The organism is Streptomyces sp. NBC_01257 (assembly GCF_035917255.1).
Taxonomy (GTDB): Bacteria; Actinomycetota; Actinomycetes; order Streptomycetales; family Streptomycetaceae; genus Streptomyces.
On the sequence record NZ_CP108472.1, the window covers coordinates 520080 to 539864 of the forward strand.

The following is a 19785-nucleotide window of genomic DNA, read 5'->3' on the forward strand; positions in this document are numbered from 1 at the left end:
CGAGGCCGCGGATCATGGACGACGCGTTGCGGGCGCCGATCGATTCTTTGCTGCCACCGTGGCCGGAGCGGTCGCGGCCAAGCCATGCGGTGCGTCCGGCCGGGGCACCCAGCCGTCAGAAAACAACAAAACCTGACGTTGTCATTGTGGTGGTTGTGTTCCCTTTCTAGGGTGGGTGCGTCTCAACAGGTGTTATCCGCCACACCAGTTGCACATCTCGGCACCCGAGGAAGGCCCCCGCCATGCCACACTCGAACCCGACCCCCCACCCCCTCCCCCACCGCGTATACGTGAGCCGCCGCCGGCTCATGGAAGCGGGCGCCGCCGTGCTCGGCGGACTCGCGCTGTCCGGCGTCCTGCCGGGGGCCCGTGCCGTCGCCGCCGCCGGGGACGTGCCGGCCGGCGGCGACGAATGGAACGGGCGCATCGACGTCTTCCGGCTCGGCACCGAGCGGCCGCACGCCACCCTCATGCCGCACGCGAACCTCAAGCAGGCTCTCGCCGCCGACCGCACCACCTCCCCCTGGCGTCAAAGCCTCGACGGCACATGGAAGTTCGCGTACGCCGACCGGCCCGCCGACAAGAAGCAGGACTTCTACCGCACCGACCTCGACGACTCCGGCTGGGAGACCACCCCGGTCCCCTCGGCCTGGCAGCTGCACGGCCACGACTACCCGATCTACGTCAACATCACCTACCCGTGGTGGGGCCCCAACGGACTCGGGGAGGACGCCCAGCCGCCCGCCGCTCCGACCCTGTACAACCCCGTCGGCCAGTACCGGCGCACCTTCACCGTGCCGAAGGGCTGGGCCGGCCGGCGTACGTTCCTGCACTTCGAGGGTGTCAAGTCCGCCCACTACGTGTGGATCAACGGGCATCTGACGGGGTACCACGAGGACTCGTACACCGCGGCCGAGTACGACATCACCCCGTACCTCAAGGACGGCACCAACCACATCGCCGTCGAGGTCTACCGCTACTCCGACGGTGACTGGCTCCAGGACCAGGACATGATCCGGCTGAGCGGCATCTTCCGGTCGGTGTATCTGTACTCGACGCCCGGCGTCCATGTCCGGGACTTCAAGCTCGACACCCCGCTCGGGGACGGGTTCACCAGCGCCGAGCTGTCCGTCACCGCGCAGGTCAGGGACTACACGGGCGACGCCGGCGGAGCCGCCCACACGGTCGAGACGCAGCTGTACGACGCCGGCGGCCATGCCGTGTGGGCACGGCCGCTGGCCCTGAGGGCGGTTCCCGCCGACGGCGAGGTGACCGTCAAGGGCACCAGGGCCGTGCCCTCACCGCGGCTGTGGTCCGCCGAGGACCCGTACCTGTACACCGCCGTCCTTCAGCTCCGCGACCCGTCCGGGAAGGTCGTGGAGACGCTCTCGCACCGCGTCGGGCTGCGCGAGTTCGCGCTCAAGGACGGTCTGATGCGGATCAACGGGCAGCCGGTCACCTTCCGCGGCACCAACCGTCACGAGATGCACCCGGAACGCGGTTCGGCTCTCAGCCGTGCCGATCTGGTCGACGACATCACGCTCGTCAAGCGACTCAACATCAACTCGGTCCGTACCTCGCACTATCCCAACAACCCGCTGTGGCTGGAGCTCGCCGACGAATACGGCCTCTACATCGTGGGCGAGACCAACCTGGAGACGCACGGCATCCGCGACGAGTACCCGGCCAGCCGCGCCGACTGGACGCCGGCATGTGTGGACCGTGCGCAGAACATGGTCCACCGCGACAAGAACCACGCCAGCGTCGTCATCTGGTCACTGGGCAACGAGGCCGGCTCCGGTTCGTCCTTCCGGGCCATGCACGACTGGATCCGCTCCTACGATCCGACCCGTGTGATCCAGTACGAGGGCGACGACGGGCCCGCCACCAGCGACATCCGCTCCAGGATGTACGAGTCGCCGAGCCGGATCGAGGCCCGGGCGAAGGACACCACCGACACCCGGCCCTACGTGATGATCGAGTACGCCCACTCGATGGGCAACTCCACCGGGAACTTCAACGAGTACTGGGACACCATCCGCCGCTACGACGTCCTGCAGGGCGGCTGGATCTGGGACTTCGTCGACCAGGCCCTCAGCTGGCCGACACCGACGCGCAAGCTGCTCACGGAGACCGGGCCCGCCGGGCTGAAGGGCGAGGTCATCAATCCGTCGGGCTCGTTCGGCCCCGAGCACGGCGTGAGCGGAGCAACCGTCTTCGCGCGGGACGACCGGCTCGATCTGACCGGCTCGCTGACGCTCGAGGCGTGGATGACCCCGCACGTCCGCGGCTTCCACCAGCCGATCCTGGCGAAGGGCGACACGCAGTACGCGCTGAAGCAGGCCGACAAGGGCCTGGAGTTCTACATCTACGCGAACGGGCAGTGGATCGCCGCCTCCTGGACGACCCCCGACGACGGCTGGACGGGCGAGGAGCATCACGTCGCGGGCGTCTTCGACGCGGACGCGGGGACGCTGACGCTGTACGTGGACGGCGAGGCCAAGGCCAGCAAGAGCACCGGTCTGAAGCCCAGCAGCAACACCGCCTCGCTCTCCCTCGCCGGTGAAGTGGAGAACCCGACACGGGAGTTCAGCGGGACGATCCGCCGGGCTCGGGTGTACGCGCGCGCCCTGAAGGCGGCGGAGCTCGCCGACGACGGACGTGGCCCCGGCGACGACGGTGTGCGCTTCTGGTTCGACGCGCGGACAGCCCGGTACGAGCAGAAGAAGGCCGGGGCGAAGACCTTCCACGCCTACGGCGGCGACTGGGGCGACAATCCCAACGACGGCGCGTTCGCCGGCGACGGCATCGTCCTGCCCGACCGTCGCCACACCGGCAAGGCGGCCGAGGTCAAACGCGTCCACCAGACGATCCGCGCGACCCGGACGGACGGGGCGGCGCCCGGCGAGATCACCCTCACCAACGACAACCTGTTCACCAACCTGCGCGCCTACAGCGGCCGCTGGGAACTCTCGGCCGACGGCGAGACGGTGCGGCGCGGCACGTTCAGCCGTGACCAGCTCGATGTGGCACCGATGAGCAGCAAGGCCGTCACGCTGCCCGTCGCACTGCCCGCCGGCCCCTCCGCCGGGGCCGAGTACTTCCTCCAGTTGTCCTTCGTCACGAAGGAACGCACACCATGGGCCGACGCCGGCTTCGAGGTGGCGCGGGTACAGCTGCCCCTCGACGCGGACAGTCCCGCGATCGAGCCGGTTCCGCTCGCCGAGGTGCCGGAACTGTCGTACCGGACCGATGAGGCCGAAGTCGGCGTCACCGGACGCGGGTTCGAGGTCGTCATCGACAGGTCGACCGGGCTCATCACCTCGTACGAGGCCAACGGCACGAAGCTCCTCGACTCCGGCCCGGTCCCCAACTTCTGGCGCGCCCCGACCGACAACGACCGCGGCAACGGCCAGCACACCCGCAACCAGACCTGGCGGGACGCGGGCGCGCGGCGCGCGGTGACCGACGTGACGGTGCGCGGGATCGAGGGGCGTGCGGTCGAGATCACGGTCAAGGGGACACTGCCGACGAGCACCGCATCGGCGTACACCACCACCCTCACCGTCTTCGGCAACGGCGAGATCAAGGTCGACAACACCCTCGCTCCGGGTGCGCCGGCCCTTCCGTACATTCCCGAGATCGGCACGATCCTGCGCCTGCCCGCGGCGCTGGAGCGGTTCGACTACTACGGGCGCGGCCCCGAGGAAAGTCACTGGGACCGCAAGGACGGCACGGACGTGGGGCGTTGGTCCGGGACCGTCACCGGTCAGTGGAACCCGTACCTGCGGCCGCAGGAGAACGGGAACAAGACCGATGTGCGCTGGGCGGCGCTCACCGACCGGCGCGGTCGCGGGCTGCTCGTCAGCGGCGACGGGCTCCTGGAAGTCAACGCCTCGCACTTCACACCGGAGGACCTCTCCGTGGGGGCCCGCCACGACTACCAGCTGACACCCCGTGACGAGGTGATCCTGCGGGTCAACCACCGGCAGATGGGCGTCGGCGGCGACAACAGCTGGGGCGCGCACACGCACGACGCGTACAAGCTGCTCGCCGACCGGGAGTACACCTACACGTACCGGCTGCGTCCGCTCACGGACGTGCGGGACGCGACGCGCCTGTCCCGTCGGCCGACGGCCGCCGGGTAGCCGCACCCCGGGCGAGGTGCCGTCCCCCGGCACCTCGCCCGGGACAGCCGCTCAGACCCCGGCCGTGCAGAACACGCACGCCTCCCAGAACGGCCGCGCGTCCAGCACCCGGTGGCGTACGCAGGAGGCCGTCGCGGCCTCGTGCGGCCCGGGCAGGACACTCCCGCCGGCCTGCGCCGTCGCGGGGTCGCCGGGGCCGCCGGGGTCGAAATCCGCCACCATCGAGCGGTAGGCGAGCAGGTATCCCTCCGCCCTGGGCGGCTCGTACGTCAGCTCCTCCCACCTGTGGCGGGACAGTGCCAGATCGAGGACGCTCAGCAGGAAGCCCTTCGCCGCCGCCCGCTCCTGCGGTGTGTCCCCCCAGTCGAGCTCGGCCAGGCCGAAACCGACCACTCCACGCCCCATCACGTTCTGGTCCTGGAGCGTCAGCAGGGCGGCGAAGCGGAAGTCCCACGGTTCACGGGCCAGCTCGGACACGGCGAGCATCAGCACGTCCACGAACACCGCCGTGCCGCCGTTGGTCATCTCCAGGAACCGGCCGTCACCGCCCTCGAACATGTTCATGCTTCCAGGCTATAGAGAAGGGGGCGTGCTCTTGCGCCTCGCGTCCGCACACCGAGCGGCCGGCGCGTCAGCAATACGCTCATTGACGTGCACACGTCTTGACTGAAGGTCTCTCCCGCACGCACCTTTGCTGAGCCCGATCTTTCCCAGGGGGTCGACATGAACAGCAAGGTCCTCGGCGCGTCCACGGTGCTGGCGCTGTTGGCCGTGGTGGGCGGCCTGCCTGCGCCCGCCTCGTCCGAGCCGCGCCCGCGGTCCGCCCGCGCCCTTCCGCTGGGCGCGGGCGGCCTGACCGAGACGCGCAGCACGCGGACACTGCAGCCCGGTGTCACCCTCACGCGGATCGTGCGCGGTGCCGAGGCCCCGGCGCTCGCGTGGACGGTCGAGCTGTCGATCCCCGGTGGTGCGACCTCGCCGGATCCCGACGCGCCGCCGACGGCGCTGAAGGACCGGGCCAGTGCCGATGAGCTGACCTCCGACGTCGGGGGCGACGGGTTCGACGCCCGGCTCGAGGAGGTCACGACTCCGGCCGTCGCCGACTACGCCGGAGGATCGCTCGGGTGGCGGGTGCGGGTCGGGCGGTTCGGCGCGCAGTCCGCCGCGACGGCCGAACTCGCCCGGCTGAAAGCGGCCGGGTACGCCGGGTCGGCCGTGTACACCGGCTGGGACGGCGATCCGGCGGACCGCGGCCCGTGGCGCGTCGACGTGCTCACCATCGACCCGCACCGCTTCCGCGGCAGGCTCGAACCGTCGTACGGCCCCGATCTGGAGAACCGCGAGAGGACCAGCGAACTGGCGGCCGCGGCCGGCGCGACCGCGGCGGTCAACGCCGGGTTCTTCGTCCTCGACCCGAAGGCCGGGGCCCCGGGCGATCCCGCCGGTGTCGGCGTCTACGACGGCCGGCTGCTGAGCGAGCCGGTGAGCGGACGTCCCGCCCTGGTGATACGTGACTCCGGCCGGCACACCGGCGTCACCCGGCTCACCTGGCAGGGGCGAGTGGCCGGCCGGGGCGCGTCGCAACCCCTGGACGGCATCGACCGCGTACCGGGCCTGATCAGGAACTGCGGCGGCACCGCCGACGACACCCCGACCTCACTGCCGCTGCACGACGCCACCTGCACCGACCCCGACGAACTCGTCGCCTTCACGCGTGAGTACGGCGGGCAGACCCCGCACGGCGACGGCCTCGAAGCCGTACTGGACAGCCATGACCGGGTCGTGGAGCTGCGCTCACCGCGCGGCGGCGCCCTGCCGGCCGGCGGCAGCTCCGTACAGGCGACCGGCAACCGCGTCGCCGGGCTGACCGCCCTGGCGCAGGCAGGCAAGCCCCTGCGCGTCGAGAAGACACTGCGGGACGGCGACGGCCGCAGGGTCCCGCTGTCATCGACGACCGGCATCCTCAACGGAGGGCCCGAACTGGTCCGCGACGGGCGGCTGCACGTCACTCCGGCCACCGACGGGATGGTGCAGCCGGGCAACGCGAGCTTCTACTACGGCTGGGTGCACAAGCGCAATCCGCGCACCCTGGCCGGGGTGGACGCGGCGGGCCGAACGGTCCTGGTCACGGCCGACGGACGCGGCACGGCCGCACTCGGGCTGAGCATCCCCGAGAGCGCCGCCGTCGCCCGGTCGCTCGGCCTGCGCGACGCGGTCAACCTCGACGGCGGCGGGTCCACCACCCTCGTCGTCGACGGAGCAGTGCTGAACACCCCGTCCGACGCCACCGGTGAACGCCCCGTCGGGGACGCCCTGCTGATCCTGCCCGACCGGAGCTGATCCCGCCGCCCGGTCCGGGAAGGCCGGGCCGGCGCCCCCCACCGCGAGGAGACGATGCCATGACCGCCCTCCCGATCCGACGAACCCGCCTCCTGCTCGTCCTGGCCGCACTGCTCCTGATCCTGGTGTCGGCCCCGTCCGCACCGGCCGACGCCGCGGAAACGGACGGGCACGCCCCGAACCGGGGTGCGGAAGTCGTCGCGGTCACCCAGGTCGCCGACCGGCAGATCGACCTGTCGGTCCGGTCTGCGGCTCTCGGCGGCCAGACCGTGAAGGTGCGTCTGCTGACGCCCGACGGGTGGAAGCCGGGCGGACGCGGCCGCCACTGGCCGACCCTCTGGCTGCTGCACGGCTGCTGCGGGGACTACACGTCGTGGACCGGTCAGACCGATGTCGCGCGGACCGAGAGCCTGCGCGATGTCCTCGTGGTCATGCCGGAAGCCGGCTGGAACGGCTGGTACAGCGACTGGTGGAACTACGGCGAGGGCGGCGCCCCGGCGTGGGAGACCTTCCACACCCAGGAGTTGCGTCTCCTCCTCGAACGCGGCTGGGGCGCGAGCCCGAACCGCGTCGTGGCCGGACTCTCGATGGGCGGCCAGGGGGCGCTGCTGTACGCCGCCCGGCACCCCGGCATGTTCAAGGCCGCCGCCGCCTACTCCGGCTCGGTGCACCCGCTGCTCAACGACGAGTCCGTGAACCGCGTCATGGGGTTCTTCGCCGGCCAGGGCAACGATCCGCTGCGGGTCTGGGGCGACCCCGTCGCGCAGCGCGGCGTGTGGGAGGCCCATGATCCGTACCACCTGGCCGGGCGCCTCACATCGATCCCCGTCTACCTGTCCTGCGGTGACGGCACCGCCGGGCCCTTCGACCCGCCCGGCGCCACGGATGCGCTCGAAGCGGACTTCAACCGGCAGAACCAGGCCCTGGCGAGCGAGCTCGAACGCCGTGGCGCGCGGCATGTGACCACCCACTTCTACGGACCGGGAACCCACGGCTGGGCCTACTGGCAGCGCGAGTTGCACGCCTCGCTGCCCATGCTGCTGCACGCGTTGCGGGTCGATCGCTGAGCGATGCCACAGGGGCCGGGGGTGCCGGTTGCGGTGTTCCGCCGACGGTGAAGTCCGGCCCGATCGGGCCGGACTCACCTTACGGTCGGTTCTCATGACGACAGTCACCGCACACCCGGTCACGTACTCGGCCGACGGCCTGACGATGACCGGACACCTCGCGCTCCCCTCCGGTACCGGCCGCCGGCCCGCCGTCCTGATCGGACCCGAGGGAACCGGTCTCAACGACTTCCAGCGCCGCCGGGCCGAAGCCCTCGCCGAACTGGGCTACGTGGCCATGCTCTTCGACCTGCACGGCGACGGGCACTGGTTCACCGACCCGGAGGAGATGCTGGCGCGCGTGATGCCGCTGCTCGCCGACCCCGGCCGGATGCGCGGCATCGGCCTGGCGGCACTCGACGTGCTGCGTGCCGAACCCCGTACCGACCCCGACCGGATCGCCGCCATCGGTTACGGCACCGGGGGTGCGATCGCGCTGGAACTCGGGCGGGCCGGCGTCGACCTGCGCGCGATCGCGACGGTCAACGGGCTGACCGCGGGCCTGCCGGGCGAGGCCGCACGCATCCGTTGCCCCGTCTGGGCCGGGGTCGGGTCGGAGGACCCGATCATGTCCGCGGAGCACCGGGACGCGTTCGCGGCCGAGATGCGTGCCGCGGGCGTCGACTGGCGCCTCGTGGTCTACGGCGGGGCCCAGCACGCCTTCCACCATCCGAAGGTCGAGCAGACCGTGCGCCCCGGCGTCGGCCACCACCCGTTGCACGCGCAGCGGGCCTGGCGCGATGTCGTCGACCTGCTCACCGAGTGCCTGCCCGTCACCTTCCCGCCGCACGCGGCACCGGCCGCGGCCGCGGACACCTCGCCCGCGCCGGACCGGACCGCGACTCCGTCAGGCTGAGCCGGGAAGGACCGGGGGCTCCTCCCCCTCGCCCACGGGGGCTTCGGAGTGCTCGGCGATCCAGGCCAGTGTCTCCCGCGAGATCACGCCGTGCTCCGGTTCGCCGTTCCGCTTCGCCAGCCTCCGCAGCAGCTCGTCGTGCGCGACCTGGAAGTGGACGAGCCGCCACCTGCCGCCGCACTCCGTGACCAGGCCCTTGTAGTCGTCCCTGACCGCGCGGGTGCCCAGGCCGTGGTCCAGCACGACCGAGCGGCCTTCCCCGAGGAGCGCGGCGAACTGTCGCCGCACGTCCTCGATCACGGGAGCCTGAAGCGCCAGGTGGTCGCTCGCGGCGTGGTCCTTGCCGATCCGTCCGTGCAGGGCCGTCATCCGGTCATCCACCGACAGACGGACGACTGCGCCCCGCGCCAACGCCGTCGCGAAGGTGGTCTTGCCGGAGCCCGGCAGGCCGGTGAGGAGCCACGCGACGGGCCGGGGGTCACTCACCGGACCGGTGCTCCGGTGCCGTGGAGGGCAGGAACTCCACGTACCCGTCCGTTCCGTGCACGCGGATGCGCTGCCCGTCCCGGATGAGCCGGGTCGCCTGTTCGACGCCCACGACGGCCGGCAGGCCGTACTCGCGGGCGATCACCGCACCGTGGGTCATCAGTCCGCCCACCTCCGTCACCAGGCCCGCGATCCCGACGAACAGCGGAGACCAGCTGGGGTCCGTGAACGTCGTGACCAGGATGTCGCCCGCTTCGAGATCGGCCTCCGCCATGTCCAGGATGACGCGGGCCCTTCCCTCGACCGTCCCGGCGGAGACCGGGAGACCGGTCAGGGCGCCGGCGGGCACGTCGTCGCGCCGGTAGGACCCGGTGACGGCCTCGCCGTCCGATGTGAGCACCCGGGGCGGTGTGAGCGCGTGGTACGAGCGGAACGCTTCCTCACGCCGCGCGAGGAGCCGGTCGTCCACCCGGTTCGAGCGTGCCACGTCGTGGAGTTCCTGGAACGTGAGGAAGAAGATGTCCTCCTTCTCAGCGAGCACCCCGGCCCGCACGAGGCGTTCGGCCTCCGCCAGCAGCGCCTGCTTGTAGACGAAGTAGCGGCTGATGATGCCGTACTTCGGGTACTCCCGGTACCCGATGAAGGTGCGGACCCGGTCGATCATCCGCTCGGCCTCGTCGGCCTTCCGGTCGCCGTCCGGCAGGTCCCGCAGGCGTGTCAGCACGTCCTGCGCCTTCTTCCCCGCCTTCTGCCGCCCCTCCTCGAAGCGGCGCCCGGCGGCGCCCGGCTCGAAGATCCTGACGTTGTCGAGGATCACGGGCACCAGCGTGCTGGGGCGTTCGCGCCAGCGTGGCCTCGTGATGTCGATCTCGCCGACGCACCGCATGCCGTAGCGGTCGAGGTAGGACTCGATGGCGTCGCGCGCCTCGGTGCCGCCCTCCAGTTTCGGCAGCCCGTCCAGGAAGTTCTCGTCGTCGACGCCCTGCAGGAACGCCACCACCTGCGGATACGGGCGGATCACGTCGGCGACGTCGAGCAGTTCGAGTCCCATCTCCGACGTGATGTTGTCGGGGGCGGACAGCGTGAGCGTGTCCGCCGCGTTCTTCTCGCCCAGCCACTCCTGCAGCTTGTCGTTGAGCCACCAGGTGGCCTCCATCCCCGCCATGATCACTTTCATGCTCTGCGGGTCGCTCAGCACGCGCCTGTGCTCGACGAACGCCTCAAGGAGGAAGTCGAACAGCTCCGGTCCGGTCTTCGTCCGGATGTCGCGCTCCAGGGCGGCGATCGACACCCTGCTGCGCTCGATCAGTTCGGTGACGATCGCCGGATCGGTGTCGATCGGGGCGGGCGCGTCCCCGGCCGGCGGGCGGCCGGGGGCCGTGTCCGGAAGCGTCGGAACGAAGTCGCCGCGGTCCAGGACGGTCTCCAGAGCGTCCCGGATCAGCGGATCGCCCTTGCCCATGGCATCCAGCAGTCCCGCGCGCGTCGCGGGTGAGGCCAGGCGCCCGGTGACGTCGACGAACAGCCGCCCGCCCGCCTCGTGCATGGCCACCATGGCCGTCAGCTGCCACATGGAGTACCCCAGGGGCTTCATGGGGTCGGTCATCATCTGGCCGTGGCCTACGGAGACGTAGACGTGGTTCTCCTCGTCGTCGGACTCCGGGACGGGGAACAGCGTCGTGATCGGTCGGCTCTGCACGATCCGGAAGCCGTCGTCGACCAGGCACCACTCGATGTCCTGCGGGCTGCCGAAGTGTGCTTCGATCCGCCGCCCGAGCCTGACGAGCCGCACGGCCTGTTCGTCCGTCAGCGCCGGCTGCTCCTGCTCCCGCGCGTCGACCGCCACTTCCTGCGTGCCGCCGGCCGGCAGGGCCTGGATGGCCAGCTGTTTGGTGCCGATCACCTTGGCGACGACTTCGTCGTTCCGCACCGTGAAGACGTCCGGGTTCACCAGGCCGGAGACGAGTGCCTCGCCGAGGCCGAAGCCGGCGTCCACCGTGGCGGTCTTCCGGTTGCCCGTGACGGGGTCGGCCGTGAACAGGATTCCGGCCGCCTGCGGGAAGACCATCTGCTGCACCACCACGGCCATGTGCACCGTGCGGTCGTCGATGCCGTTGCGCCGCCGGTAGGTCACGGCCCGCTCGGTGAACAGCGAGGCCCAGCACCGGCTGATGTGCCGGAGGATCTCCGCTGGCCCCACGATGTTCAGATACGTGTCCTGCTGGCCGGCGAAGGAGGCCGTCGGCAGGTCCTCCGCCGTCGCGCTGGACCGTACGGCGCAGGCGGTCCCCTCGCCGAGCCGGGCGAGCGCCCGGGTGACCGCCGCCGCGACCTCGTCCGGGACGGGGGTCTCCTCGATGGTCCGGCGGATCTCCGCACTCAGCGTGCGGATCCCCTCCCGGTCGTCCGGGCTCACGCGCGACAGCTCATCCAGCCGGTCGTCGAGCGACGGGGTGCCGGCGATGACCCGCCGGAAGGCGTGCGTGGTCACACACAGCCCGGGCGGCACCCGGACGCCGTCGATCCGCGACAGCGCGCCCAGGTGCGCGGCCTTGCCGCCGACGACCGCGATCTGCGTCCCGTCGACGTCCTGAAGATCCAACACATACCGCTCGTTCACCGCGTTGCCTCCGAGGCAGTCGTGTCCCATTGCCCTGCACTGGCCAAGCCAACCACCGGTGCCGCCGGCTCCGGCGCACCCTTCGTCAGGCGCGTCCCGCTCACCGTCGGCGCTCTCCCACCGGAGCCACGGCCGTCCCGTACGTCGACCGCACGCACGCCGTCGGTCCCTCGTATCCGCAGGTGGTGGGCTCGGCCGGGACATTCTGCGCCACCCCCCGGGCCTTGCCGCAAGCCCCCCGGTGCGCTATAAGTTAAGAGTGGCAGGGAGAGGTCTCCCTGCCTTTTGCTTTGGGCTCCCCCGCACGGCAGAACCCTTGACGGGTACCGGGACAGAGGAAAGGATGATCGCGCCTGACGTTTGACAACGTTGTCATCACCCGGAGGACCCCATGCCCGAAGCACCCGCCTACTGCGACCGGCGCAGATTCGTTCAACTCGCAGGACTGACCGGACTGTTGACCGCCGGTTCACTCGCTCTCCCGGGTGCGGCCACCGCCGCGGGCCCGTCCGCCGCCGCCAGCGGCAGCCGTCACGGCGGCGGTGCGGAGCAGGACAGCATCGCGGAAACGTACTACCAGGTGCTGCTGACGCACACGCGCTGGGCGGAGACGCAGTGGGACGCCGCCCTCGGCCACTACACGGCCAAGGACTTCGGCTTCGCGGTGGTGCTCGGCAACGCGGTGCTGCTGACCCAGGGCACGTACGACTCCGGACGCGCAGGCATCGCCAAGGACGAACTGCTCTCCCGCACGCTGGCCACCCTCAAGCACTTCGCCGCCTCCAACCGCCTCACGGGCGGCACCGAGTGGGGCCGCAAGCTGTTCTTCGACACGACCTTCCAGCTGTACTTCGTGCTCGCCGCGCGGCTGCTCTGGGACCAGCTCGACGACGCCACGCGGCGGAACGTCGACACGATCGCCCGCGAACAGGCGCAGTACACCACCGCCCTCGGCGACAGGACCGATCCCGACTCCGGGGACTGGACGCCGAACGGGCTCAAGGGCGGCTTCGTCGGTGACACGAAGCTGGAGGAGATGGGCGTCTACGCCCAGTCGCTGGCACCGGGCCTCGCCTGGGCCCCCACCGATTCCCGTTACGAGGCGTGGTCCGCGGCCTTCGGCCGGTGGACCCGGAACGAGGCGGGCCTTCCCGCGGCGGACCTGGCCAATCCGGCCCTGGTCGACGGGGTCGCCGTGGACGCGAACACCGCGACCAACCTGTACGACACGTTCATCGTCGAGAACCACAACTCCTTCGGCCCTCACTACCAGGAGGAGTTGTGGCGGACCTCCGGCCGCAACGCCGCCCACTTCATCGCCGCCGGCCGTCCCATGCCGCAGGTCCTGACCTCGCAGCCGAACGCGGGACCGCTGTGGCGCACGCTGCTGATGGTGATGAGCGACGCGGGCGAGCCGCTGATGCCCATGGTGGCCGACCGCGAGCACCTCTACGGACGCGATGTGATCCCGCTGGCGTTCCTGGCCCAGGTCACCGGGGACCGTGCCGCCGCCTGGGCGGAGGCCGCGATGGCGAAGCGGCTGGAGCCCTACCAGGCGTACGCGCCGGAGTACCGGCTCGCCAAGTTCTCGGGTGAGGCGAAGTACGAGCCGGAGGCCCGGGCCGAGATCGCCATCAGCTACCTGCTGCACCGGTGGCGGGCGGCCCACGGCGGCCCGGTGACACCGCTGTCCGACGAGGCGTTCTACGACCTGGCCTCCGGTGTGCGGGACTTCGCCGAGGGCCCCGGCCTGGTGGTCCAGCAGACCCGGGCGGCCTGGGCGGCCGCGGTGAGCAAGCCGGGCTTCGTCAAGTTCGCCTGGCAGCCCGCTCATGACGACTGGCTGTTCGCGCTGAGCGGCAGCACACCGATGTTCCTGCCGTCGACCGGGAGCAAGGTGCAGCGCCGCTCCGTCACGACCTACCGCAAGGTCCGCGACGGCATCGACGCGACCGCGTCGGTTCTCGAACTCGACACCGGCATCGCCGGCTTCACCACCCTCCCGTCGGGTGCGGTCGTCTACGCGACGAGCGGCACGGCCGCCGGTGAGGGGCACCTCCAGATACACAACCTGACGATGCCGGGCCTGGCGGGCCTGGACGGCAGCCGTACGTACACCTCGGCCGAGGGATCGGTCCAGGTGAAGTCGAAGGACAGCGGGAACACCTCGGGCGGGACCGGACCCCGGGTGGACACCCTCGCGCTCCCCCGGGGCTCCCACCGCTTCGTCCGCATGCAGGGCGTGGCCGGGCACCCGCAGTACGGGTACTCCCTCTACACCGTCTCCGTCCGGGACGGCGCGGACGGCACCGACCTCGCCCGCACCGCCACCGCCACCGCGTCCTCGGCGGCGACGGGCCGCGAGGCGGCATACGTGCTGGACGGGGACGGCACCACCCGCTGGGCCGTCGCCGTCGCCGAACGGGGCCGCCAGGACAGCTGGCTGACGGTCGACCTCGGCAGCGCCGTCGCCTTCGACCGCATCACTCTGGCATGGGAGTCCGCGGCCGCGGCCCGGTACCAGGTGCAGGTCTCCGACGACGGGAAGACCTGGACCGAGCTGACCCGGTTCCCCGAGGCGGAGCTCACCAGCTCCGGCGGCTGGCTCTCCGTGGACGGACGGGCCGGACTCGTGGTCCGTGACGCCGCCCATCCGCTCGCCGTGTACGGCGACATGGTCGTGCTGTCCGACGGTCCCGCCGAGGCCCTCACCGTCGAGGGCCATCCGACCGGGGATCCCGCCGTGTTGAAGGCGGCGGCGGCCCGCGAGGCGCCACGGGCCGCGAACCCCGTCGTGCACGCCAGCACGGCCGGCGGGCACCTGAGTCTGTTCAACCTCTCCCCCGACTCCGTGAAGACCGTGGTGGCCCTGCCCCGGCAGGACGCCGCACTGGTCCTCTACGCAGGTACGCAGACGGTGACCGCCTCCGGCACGGACTTCTCGGCCGAACTGGACGGCGCGACCGCGGCTGTCGCCGCGGCCCGCTTCACCCTGCTTCCGGCGACGGGGCGGACGGTGCCGCCGGGTGTCCGGGCGGACGTGGTCGACGCCGCGACCGTTCGGCTGACCGGTCCGTCGTGCGATCTGTTCGTGACGGCGGGCAACGGCCGGCGCACGAAGGTCCGGCTGCGCCGTGGCCGCACCACGACGGTGTCGGTGCGCGACGTCGTCCCCTATCCGCTCGACGACGCCGCCCTGGGCCGCGACACGTTCCCGAACGCCCCGCGTCCCGCGGGCATGTCGGACCCGTCGGCCGCGGTGGACGGCGACCGGCACACGTCGTGGACTCCGGGTTCCGACGGGGCCCGGATGGTCGTGGACCTCGGTTCCGTCCTCCCGGTGGAGCGGATCCTCGTGGAGTGGACGACGAGCAGGGTGCCGCGCGCGACGGTCGGGTTCAGCGACGACGGCGTCAGTTACCGGCCCGGCGGCACGCTGCGGGGCCGCGGCACCATGACCGCCCTCACGGCCGGCGCCACCGCCCGCTATGTGGCGCTCGACGTCTCGGGCTGGAGCAGTGGGCACGCACGTCTTCGGGCCCTCTCCGTGCTCCCCCGGTAAGGGACCGCGACACCCACGCACCCGGACACGCCCCCGCCGGCAGCACCAGCTGCCGGCGGCAGGCGCGCCCGGTGGCCGACGCCGGTTCGGCTCGCGGCGGCTCAGGCCCCCGGGAGCCGGTAGGTGTCCAGCCGCCCGCACATGCCGTACCTGCCGGCCTCCGCGGGGACCGCGGCGTGCACGGAGGCGTCCGCCAGGTGTCCGGCATCGCCCTCCGCGAGCCGGCCGAGCTGTTCCCCGGTGACCCGGGCCGCCTCGGCGGCCCCTCGTTCCCAGCGCTGCCGCCAGTCGGCGACCCGGGGCCGCACCAGCGCCGCGGCTGCCTCGTGGAACGCGAGCAGCGGGCCGTTGTCGCCGGCCTCCGAAGCGCGACGCAGCACCTCGAACCCTTCGAGCGCCAGGTCCCGGCGGCGGCGCGCGGCCCGCGCGGGGTCATCCGCCGGGAGCGCAACGGCCTGCGCGTAGCGGGCGGGGTCCGTCAGATACGGCGGGGGCAGCGTGAGGACGGCGTCACCGGCCTCCGGGAGCCCGTTGTTCTGCATGAGCACGGTGATCCGCAGCCCGCCGTCCTCGTTGACCAGCCGGTGGATCGTGCCGGGGGTGAACCAGACCAGGGACCCGGGAGCGAGCGGGGTCACGGTGAACCCGTCGGCGGTCAGGGTGTGGACCGCCCCGCGCCCGGCCTGGACCACGTACCCCTCGGAGCAGGTGAGGTGCAGGTGCGGGGTGCCTCCGTGCAGACCGTCGGCCGCCTCCCAGTCGTAGACGCCCAGATGGGAGACGCCCACGGCTCCGGGCAGTCCGGCGAAGGTCACCACGGGTGGTCCGCCAGGTACTTGACGATGTCCGCGCGCCCGAGCCGCCCGTCGGCCACGACGACCCGGTAGCGCCGGGTGAGGGTGTCGCCCGGGGGCAGCACCAGTTCGTCGTAGAACGCCCAGGAGGGGGCTACCGCGGCGAAGGGGTCGTTGCGGACGAACCAGTGGGCGGGGTGGTTGGCGCCCTCGCCGGTGTGGTCGTTCTCGGGTGCGTGCGCGAAGACGAGGGTGGCGTGTCCGTCGACGCCGTCGAGCTCGCCCGTGAAGCCGAGCCACGGCGACTGGGTGCCCATGGCGTCGGGTCCCTCGGCCCCGGCGGTCAGGATGTTCCCGCCGCGGAAGGCGCGCGGCCCGCGCCAGAAGAGGCCGGTGTAGCCGGCCATCTCGCGGCCCGCGGTCGTGGGACTGCCGAACCGCAGTTCCTCGTCACGGAGGTTGGTGATCGCGGTGGACACGGTGAGGTGCCAGCTGCCGGACGCCGGGTCCGTGACGGCCGCCTCGATCCTGCGCGTCTCGCCGGCCCACGGGTCGCCGTCGTGGTTGCGCCAGGTGAGCCGCTCCGCGATCACGGCCAGGCCGTCCTCGGCGCGCACGTCGTCGAAGCCGTCGTGGGTCATGGAGCCCACCCGGCCGGGGAGTGCGCGGTAGCCCTCGCCGTGGACGTAGCTGTTGCCGCCCCAGAGGTTCTGGCCGGAGAGGTGGGACGCGGTGATCTGCAGGCCCTTGTGCCAGCGGTGGTCGTTGGGGCGGTAGTCCGTGACGACCGCGCCCGACAGCGTGGCGAGCGGATGCAGGTAGGGCTTGGGGGCCTCGAAGGGTGCCTCGGGCGCGTAGACGTAGGAGAGCAGGCGGGTTCCGTCCTGCGACACGTCGATGCGCTCGCCGTGGACGTGTGTGAGCTTCGTACGGAACAGAGTGAACACCCCACGGTACGAGTCGGTTCAGTGAGCGCTTTCCGGGAGGAAGCCTACACAGAAAGCGCTTCCCTCCAGGTCCGGCCGCCCTGGCGCACCGGTCAAGTGCGGCGGCCCCTCGCACGGTTCGCACCGGAATCCTTGTCGAAACCCTTGACGCGCCCGGCGGGCAGCCGCAAAGTACTCCACTAATGCGCATCAGTAATGCGTATTAGTTCAACGGAGGCATGGGTGGAACACGAGAACAGGCGGACCGGGCGCGGGCGTTCGGCGTCGCCGCGCAGCCGGACCGCACGGCCGCGGCAGGCGGAGGTCGCACGGCTGGCCGGGGTCTCCCAGGCCACGGTCTCCCTGGTCCTGGCCAACAAGCAGAACGGCGTGGTGATCTCCGACGAGACCCGTCAGAAGGTCCTCGACGCCGCTCAGGAGCTGGGCTACGTCCCCGACCCGGCCGCACGCAGTCTGGCCGCCGCGCACAACAACCTCCTCGGTGTCTTCAGCTTCACCTCGACCTTCCCGACGGATGTGCGGCACTCGTACTACCCGTTCCTGGTCGGCGTCGAGCAGGAGGCCGCGGCGCGCGGCTTCGACCTGGTGCTGTTCACCGGGTCCAGCAGCGGGGGCGCGGGGGCGCAGGCGCCGGAGGCGCTCGGCCGGGTGCGGCTGGCCGACGGCTGCCTCTTCCTCGGCCGCCACATCCCCACGGACCAGCTCCGCCGGTTCGTGGACGAGGGGTTCCCCGTGGTCCACCTCGGCCGCAGGGACGAACTCGAAGGCCTGTCCTGGGTGGGTGCCGACTACGTGAGCGCCACCCGCGAGGTCGTCGCCCATCTGGCGGCCGCGGGCCACCGGCGCCTGATGCTCGTCCGCGAGAACGACGAGGCCCCCGCATCGACCGACCGTGAGCGCGGCTTCCGCGAAGGGCTCGCGGAGGCCGGGATCGAGGGCGAGGTGTTCCGCTCGGCCGACCCCGCGGAGCAGCTCACCGCACAACGGCTGCGCGGGTGGCTCGACGACGGCGTCACCGCGCTCGTCGCGGAGGAGACCGACACCGGCAACGCCTGGCGTGCGCTGCTCGCCGCGGTGCGCGCGGCCGGGCTCCGTACCCCGGCCGACGTGTCCCTCGCGCTGCTCGGCAGTCCGCCCGCGGATCTCGCCTCCGATGCCGTACCCACCGGATTCGACATCCCCCGCAAGGAGTTGGGTGCGGCGGCGGTACGCCTGCTGGCCTCTCTCGTCGCGGGGGATCCCGTCCCCGAGCCCCTGGTGGCCTGCACCTTCCGGCCCGGTGCCACGTCCGGGCCCGTCCACAGCACCTCGCAAGGAGTTTCGTGATACCCGAACCCGACATCCTCATCGTGGGCGGCGGACTGGGCGGCGTCGCCGCCGCTCTCGCCGCCTGCCGGGCCGGCCGCACGGTCGTGCTGACCGAGGAGACCGACTGGATCGGCGGTCAGCTCACCGCACAGGCCGTACCTCCCGACGAACACCCGTGGGTCGAGCAGTTCGGCACCACCGCGTCCTACCGGGCCCTGCGCGAGGGCATCCGTACGTACTACCGCCAGTGGTACCCGATGCGCTCCGAGGCCGCCGCGCTGACCGACCTCAACCCTGGGGCGGGCCGGGTCAGCAAGCTGTGCGCGGAGCCGCGTGCCGCGCTGACCGTCCTGGAGGGCATGATCGCGCCCTACCGGTCGGCCGGACTGCTGACCCTGCTCACGGAGATCCGCCCGGTCTCGGCCCGGACCGAGGGCGACTTCGTGCGCTCGGTCACCTTCGACGACGGCTCCACCGTCGGGGCGCGCTACATCATCGACGCCACCGAGACCGGTGAACTCCTCGAACTGGCCCAAGTGGAGAACGCGCTGGGCGCCGAGGCCCGTGCGGAGTTCGACGAGCCGCACGCGCCCGAGGTGGCCGACGCCGCCAACCAGCAGGGCATCACCGTGTGTTTCGCGCTCTCGCACCACGAGGGCGAGGACCACACCATCGAGCGGCCCGCCGACTACGACTTCTGGCGCGCCTACCGGCCGGACTTCTGGCCCGGTCCGCTGCTGGGTTTCCAGGCTCCCGACCCGCGCTCGCTGGAGTCCGTCCCGCGCACCCTGGCCCCCAACCCGGAGCTCGACCCGCTCGACGTCTCCGCCGACCAGAGCACGGACGCGGGCGACAAGGAGCTGTGGGGGTTCCGGCGCATCCTCGCCCGCAGGATGCACCGGGACGGCGCCTTCGACTCCGACATCACGCTCGTCAACTGGCCGCTGAACGACTACTGGCTGAAGCCGTACATCGGGGAGACCCAGGCCGAAGCACTGGACGAGGCACGGCAGTTGTCGCTCTCGCTGCTGTACTGGCTCCAGACGGAGGCCCCCCGCGAGGACGGCGGGAAGGGGTTCCCGGGGCTCCGGATCCGTCCGGACGTCACCGGCACCGCCGACGGTCTCGCCAAGTCCGCGTACGTGCGCGAGTCCCGCCGCATCAAGGCCGTCACGACGATCACCGAGCACGACGTGGCCATCGACATCGTCGGTCCGCGGGGCGGCACCCGCTACCGCGACTCGGTCGGGGTCGGCGGCTACCGCATCGACCTGCACCCGTCCACCGGAGGTGACAACTACATCGACATCGGCTCGGTGCCGTTCGAGATCCCGCTCGGCGCGCTCGTCCCGCGGCGCGTCCGCAACCTTCTCCCGGCGTCCAAGAACATCGGCACCACCCACATCACCAACGGCTGCTACCGACTGCATCCGGTGGAGTGGAACATCGGCGAGGTCGCCGGCGCGCTGGCCGCGCACTGCCTCACCGAGGGTGTCGAACCGCACCGGGTCCAGGCCGAGGACAAGCGGTTCGCACGGTTCGCCACCCTGCTCGACCGCGCGGGAGTCCAGCGCCACTGGCCCGACGTCCGGGGTTACTGACCCGGTTCCGCACCCCT

At 71.7% G+C, this 19785-nt stretch carries 12 protein-coding genes; 7 read left to right on the forward strand and 5 right to left on the reverse strand.

The window, feature by feature from the left end; translation table 11 throughout:
* Positions 1-242: 242 nt before the first annotated feature.
* A complete protein-coding gene (locus OG408_RS02300) occupies positions 243-4148 on the forward strand; it encodes a glycoside hydrolase family 2 TIM barrel-domain containing protein (RefSeq protein WP_326667841.1) in 3906 nt (1301 codons plus the stop codon).
* A 51-nt stretch (positions 4149-4199) separates the two neighbouring features.
* On the opposite strand, the gene OG408_RS02305 is transcribed toward OG408_RS02300, so the two are convergent.
* On the reverse strand, positions 4200-4712 hold the full coding sequence (locus OG408_RS02305) for a hypothetical protein (RefSeq protein ID WP_326667843.1): 513 nt from the start codon (positions 4710-4712) through the stop codon (positions 4200-4202).
* A gap of 159 nt (positions 4713-4871) precedes the next feature.
* Between OG408_RS02305 and OG408_RS02310 the strand changes: the two genes are divergently transcribed.
* The 3 genes from OG408_RS02310 (at position 4872) to OG408_RS02320 (ending at position 8450) form a co-directional block, all read left to right on the forward strand.
* A complete protein-coding gene (locus OG408_RS02310) occupies positions 4872-6488 on the forward strand; it encodes a phosphodiester glycosidase family protein (RefSeq protein ID WP_326667845.1) in 1617 nt (538 codons plus the stop codon).
* Positions 6489-6547: 59 nt separating this feature from the next.
* The gene (locus OG408_RS02315) at positions 6548-7555 is read left to right on the forward strand and encodes an alpha/beta hydrolase (RefSeq protein ID WP_326667847.1); all 1008 of its coding nucleotides are present in this window, start codon (positions 6548-6550) and stop codon (positions 7553-7555) included.
* Positions 7556-7649: 94 nt separating this feature from the next.
* Positions 7650-8450, forward strand: coding sequence for a dienelactone hydrolase family protein (locus tag OG408_RS02320; protein WP_326667849.1), 801 nt, complete (start codon positions 7650-7652; stop codon positions 8448-8450).
* Here the strand turns inward: OG408_RS02320 and OG408_RS02325 are convergent.
* Entirely contained in the window at positions 8442-8936 is a 495-nt protein-coding gene (locus OG408_RS02325; RefSeq protein WP_326667851.1) for an AAA family ATPase, read from the reverse strand. The two genes, OG408_RS02320 and OG408_RS02325, sit on opposite strands and share 9 nt — an antisense overlap.
* Positions 8929-11556: a rifamycin-inactivating phosphotransferase gene (gene rph, locus OG408_RS02330; RefSeq protein WP_326667852.1), complete on the reverse strand. Its 2628-nt coding sequence runs from the start codon at positions 11554-11556 to the stop codon at positions 8929-8931. The genes OG408_RS02325 and rph overlap by 8 nt, the downstream gene beginning before the upstream one ends.
* 391 nt (positions 11557-11947) lie before the next feature.
* Here rph and OG408_RS02335 point away from each other — a divergent pair, with 391 nt between their 5' ends.
* Positions 11948-15118, forward strand: a complete 3171-nt coding sequence (locus tag OG408_RS02335; RefSeq protein ID WP_326667853.1) for a discoidin domain-containing protein — start codon at positions 11948-11950, stop codon at positions 15116-15118.
* Positions 15119-15219: 101 nt separating this feature from the next.
* On the opposite strand, the gene OG408_RS02340 is transcribed toward OG408_RS02335, so the two are convergent.
* Positions 15220-15936 carry a cupin domain-containing protein gene (locus tag OG408_RS02340; RefSeq protein WP_266787411.1) on the reverse strand — a complete coding sequence of 239 codons (717 nt, stop codon included), beginning with the start codon at positions 15934-15936 and terminating at the stop codon, positions 15220-15222.
* Positions 15930-16859, reverse strand: a complete 930-nt coding sequence (locus OG408_RS02345) for a PmoA family protein (protein ID WP_442805998.1) — start codon at positions 16857-16859, stop codon at positions 15930-15932. The genes OG408_RS02340 and OG408_RS02345 overlap by 7 nt, the downstream gene beginning before the upstream one ends.
* 195 nt (positions 16860-17054) lie before the next feature.
* On the opposite strand from OG408_RS02345, the gene OG408_RS02350 reads away from it, so the two are divergent.
* Together OG408_RS02350 and OG408_RS02355 are read left to right on the forward strand one after the other, a co-directional pair.
* A complete protein-coding gene (locus tag OG408_RS02350; protein ID WP_405401454.1) occupies positions 17055-18185 on the forward strand; it encodes a LacI family DNA-binding transcriptional regulator in 1131 nt (376 codons plus the stop codon).
* Positions 18182-19768 carry an FAD-dependent oxidoreductase gene (locus OG408_RS02355; protein WP_326667855.1) on the forward strand — a complete coding sequence of 529 codons (1587 nt, stop codon included), beginning with the start codon at positions 18182-18184 and terminating at the stop codon, positions 19766-19768. The genes OG408_RS02350 and OG408_RS02355 overlap by 4 nt, the downstream gene beginning before the upstream one ends.
* Positions 19769-19785: the final 17 nt, after the last annotated feature.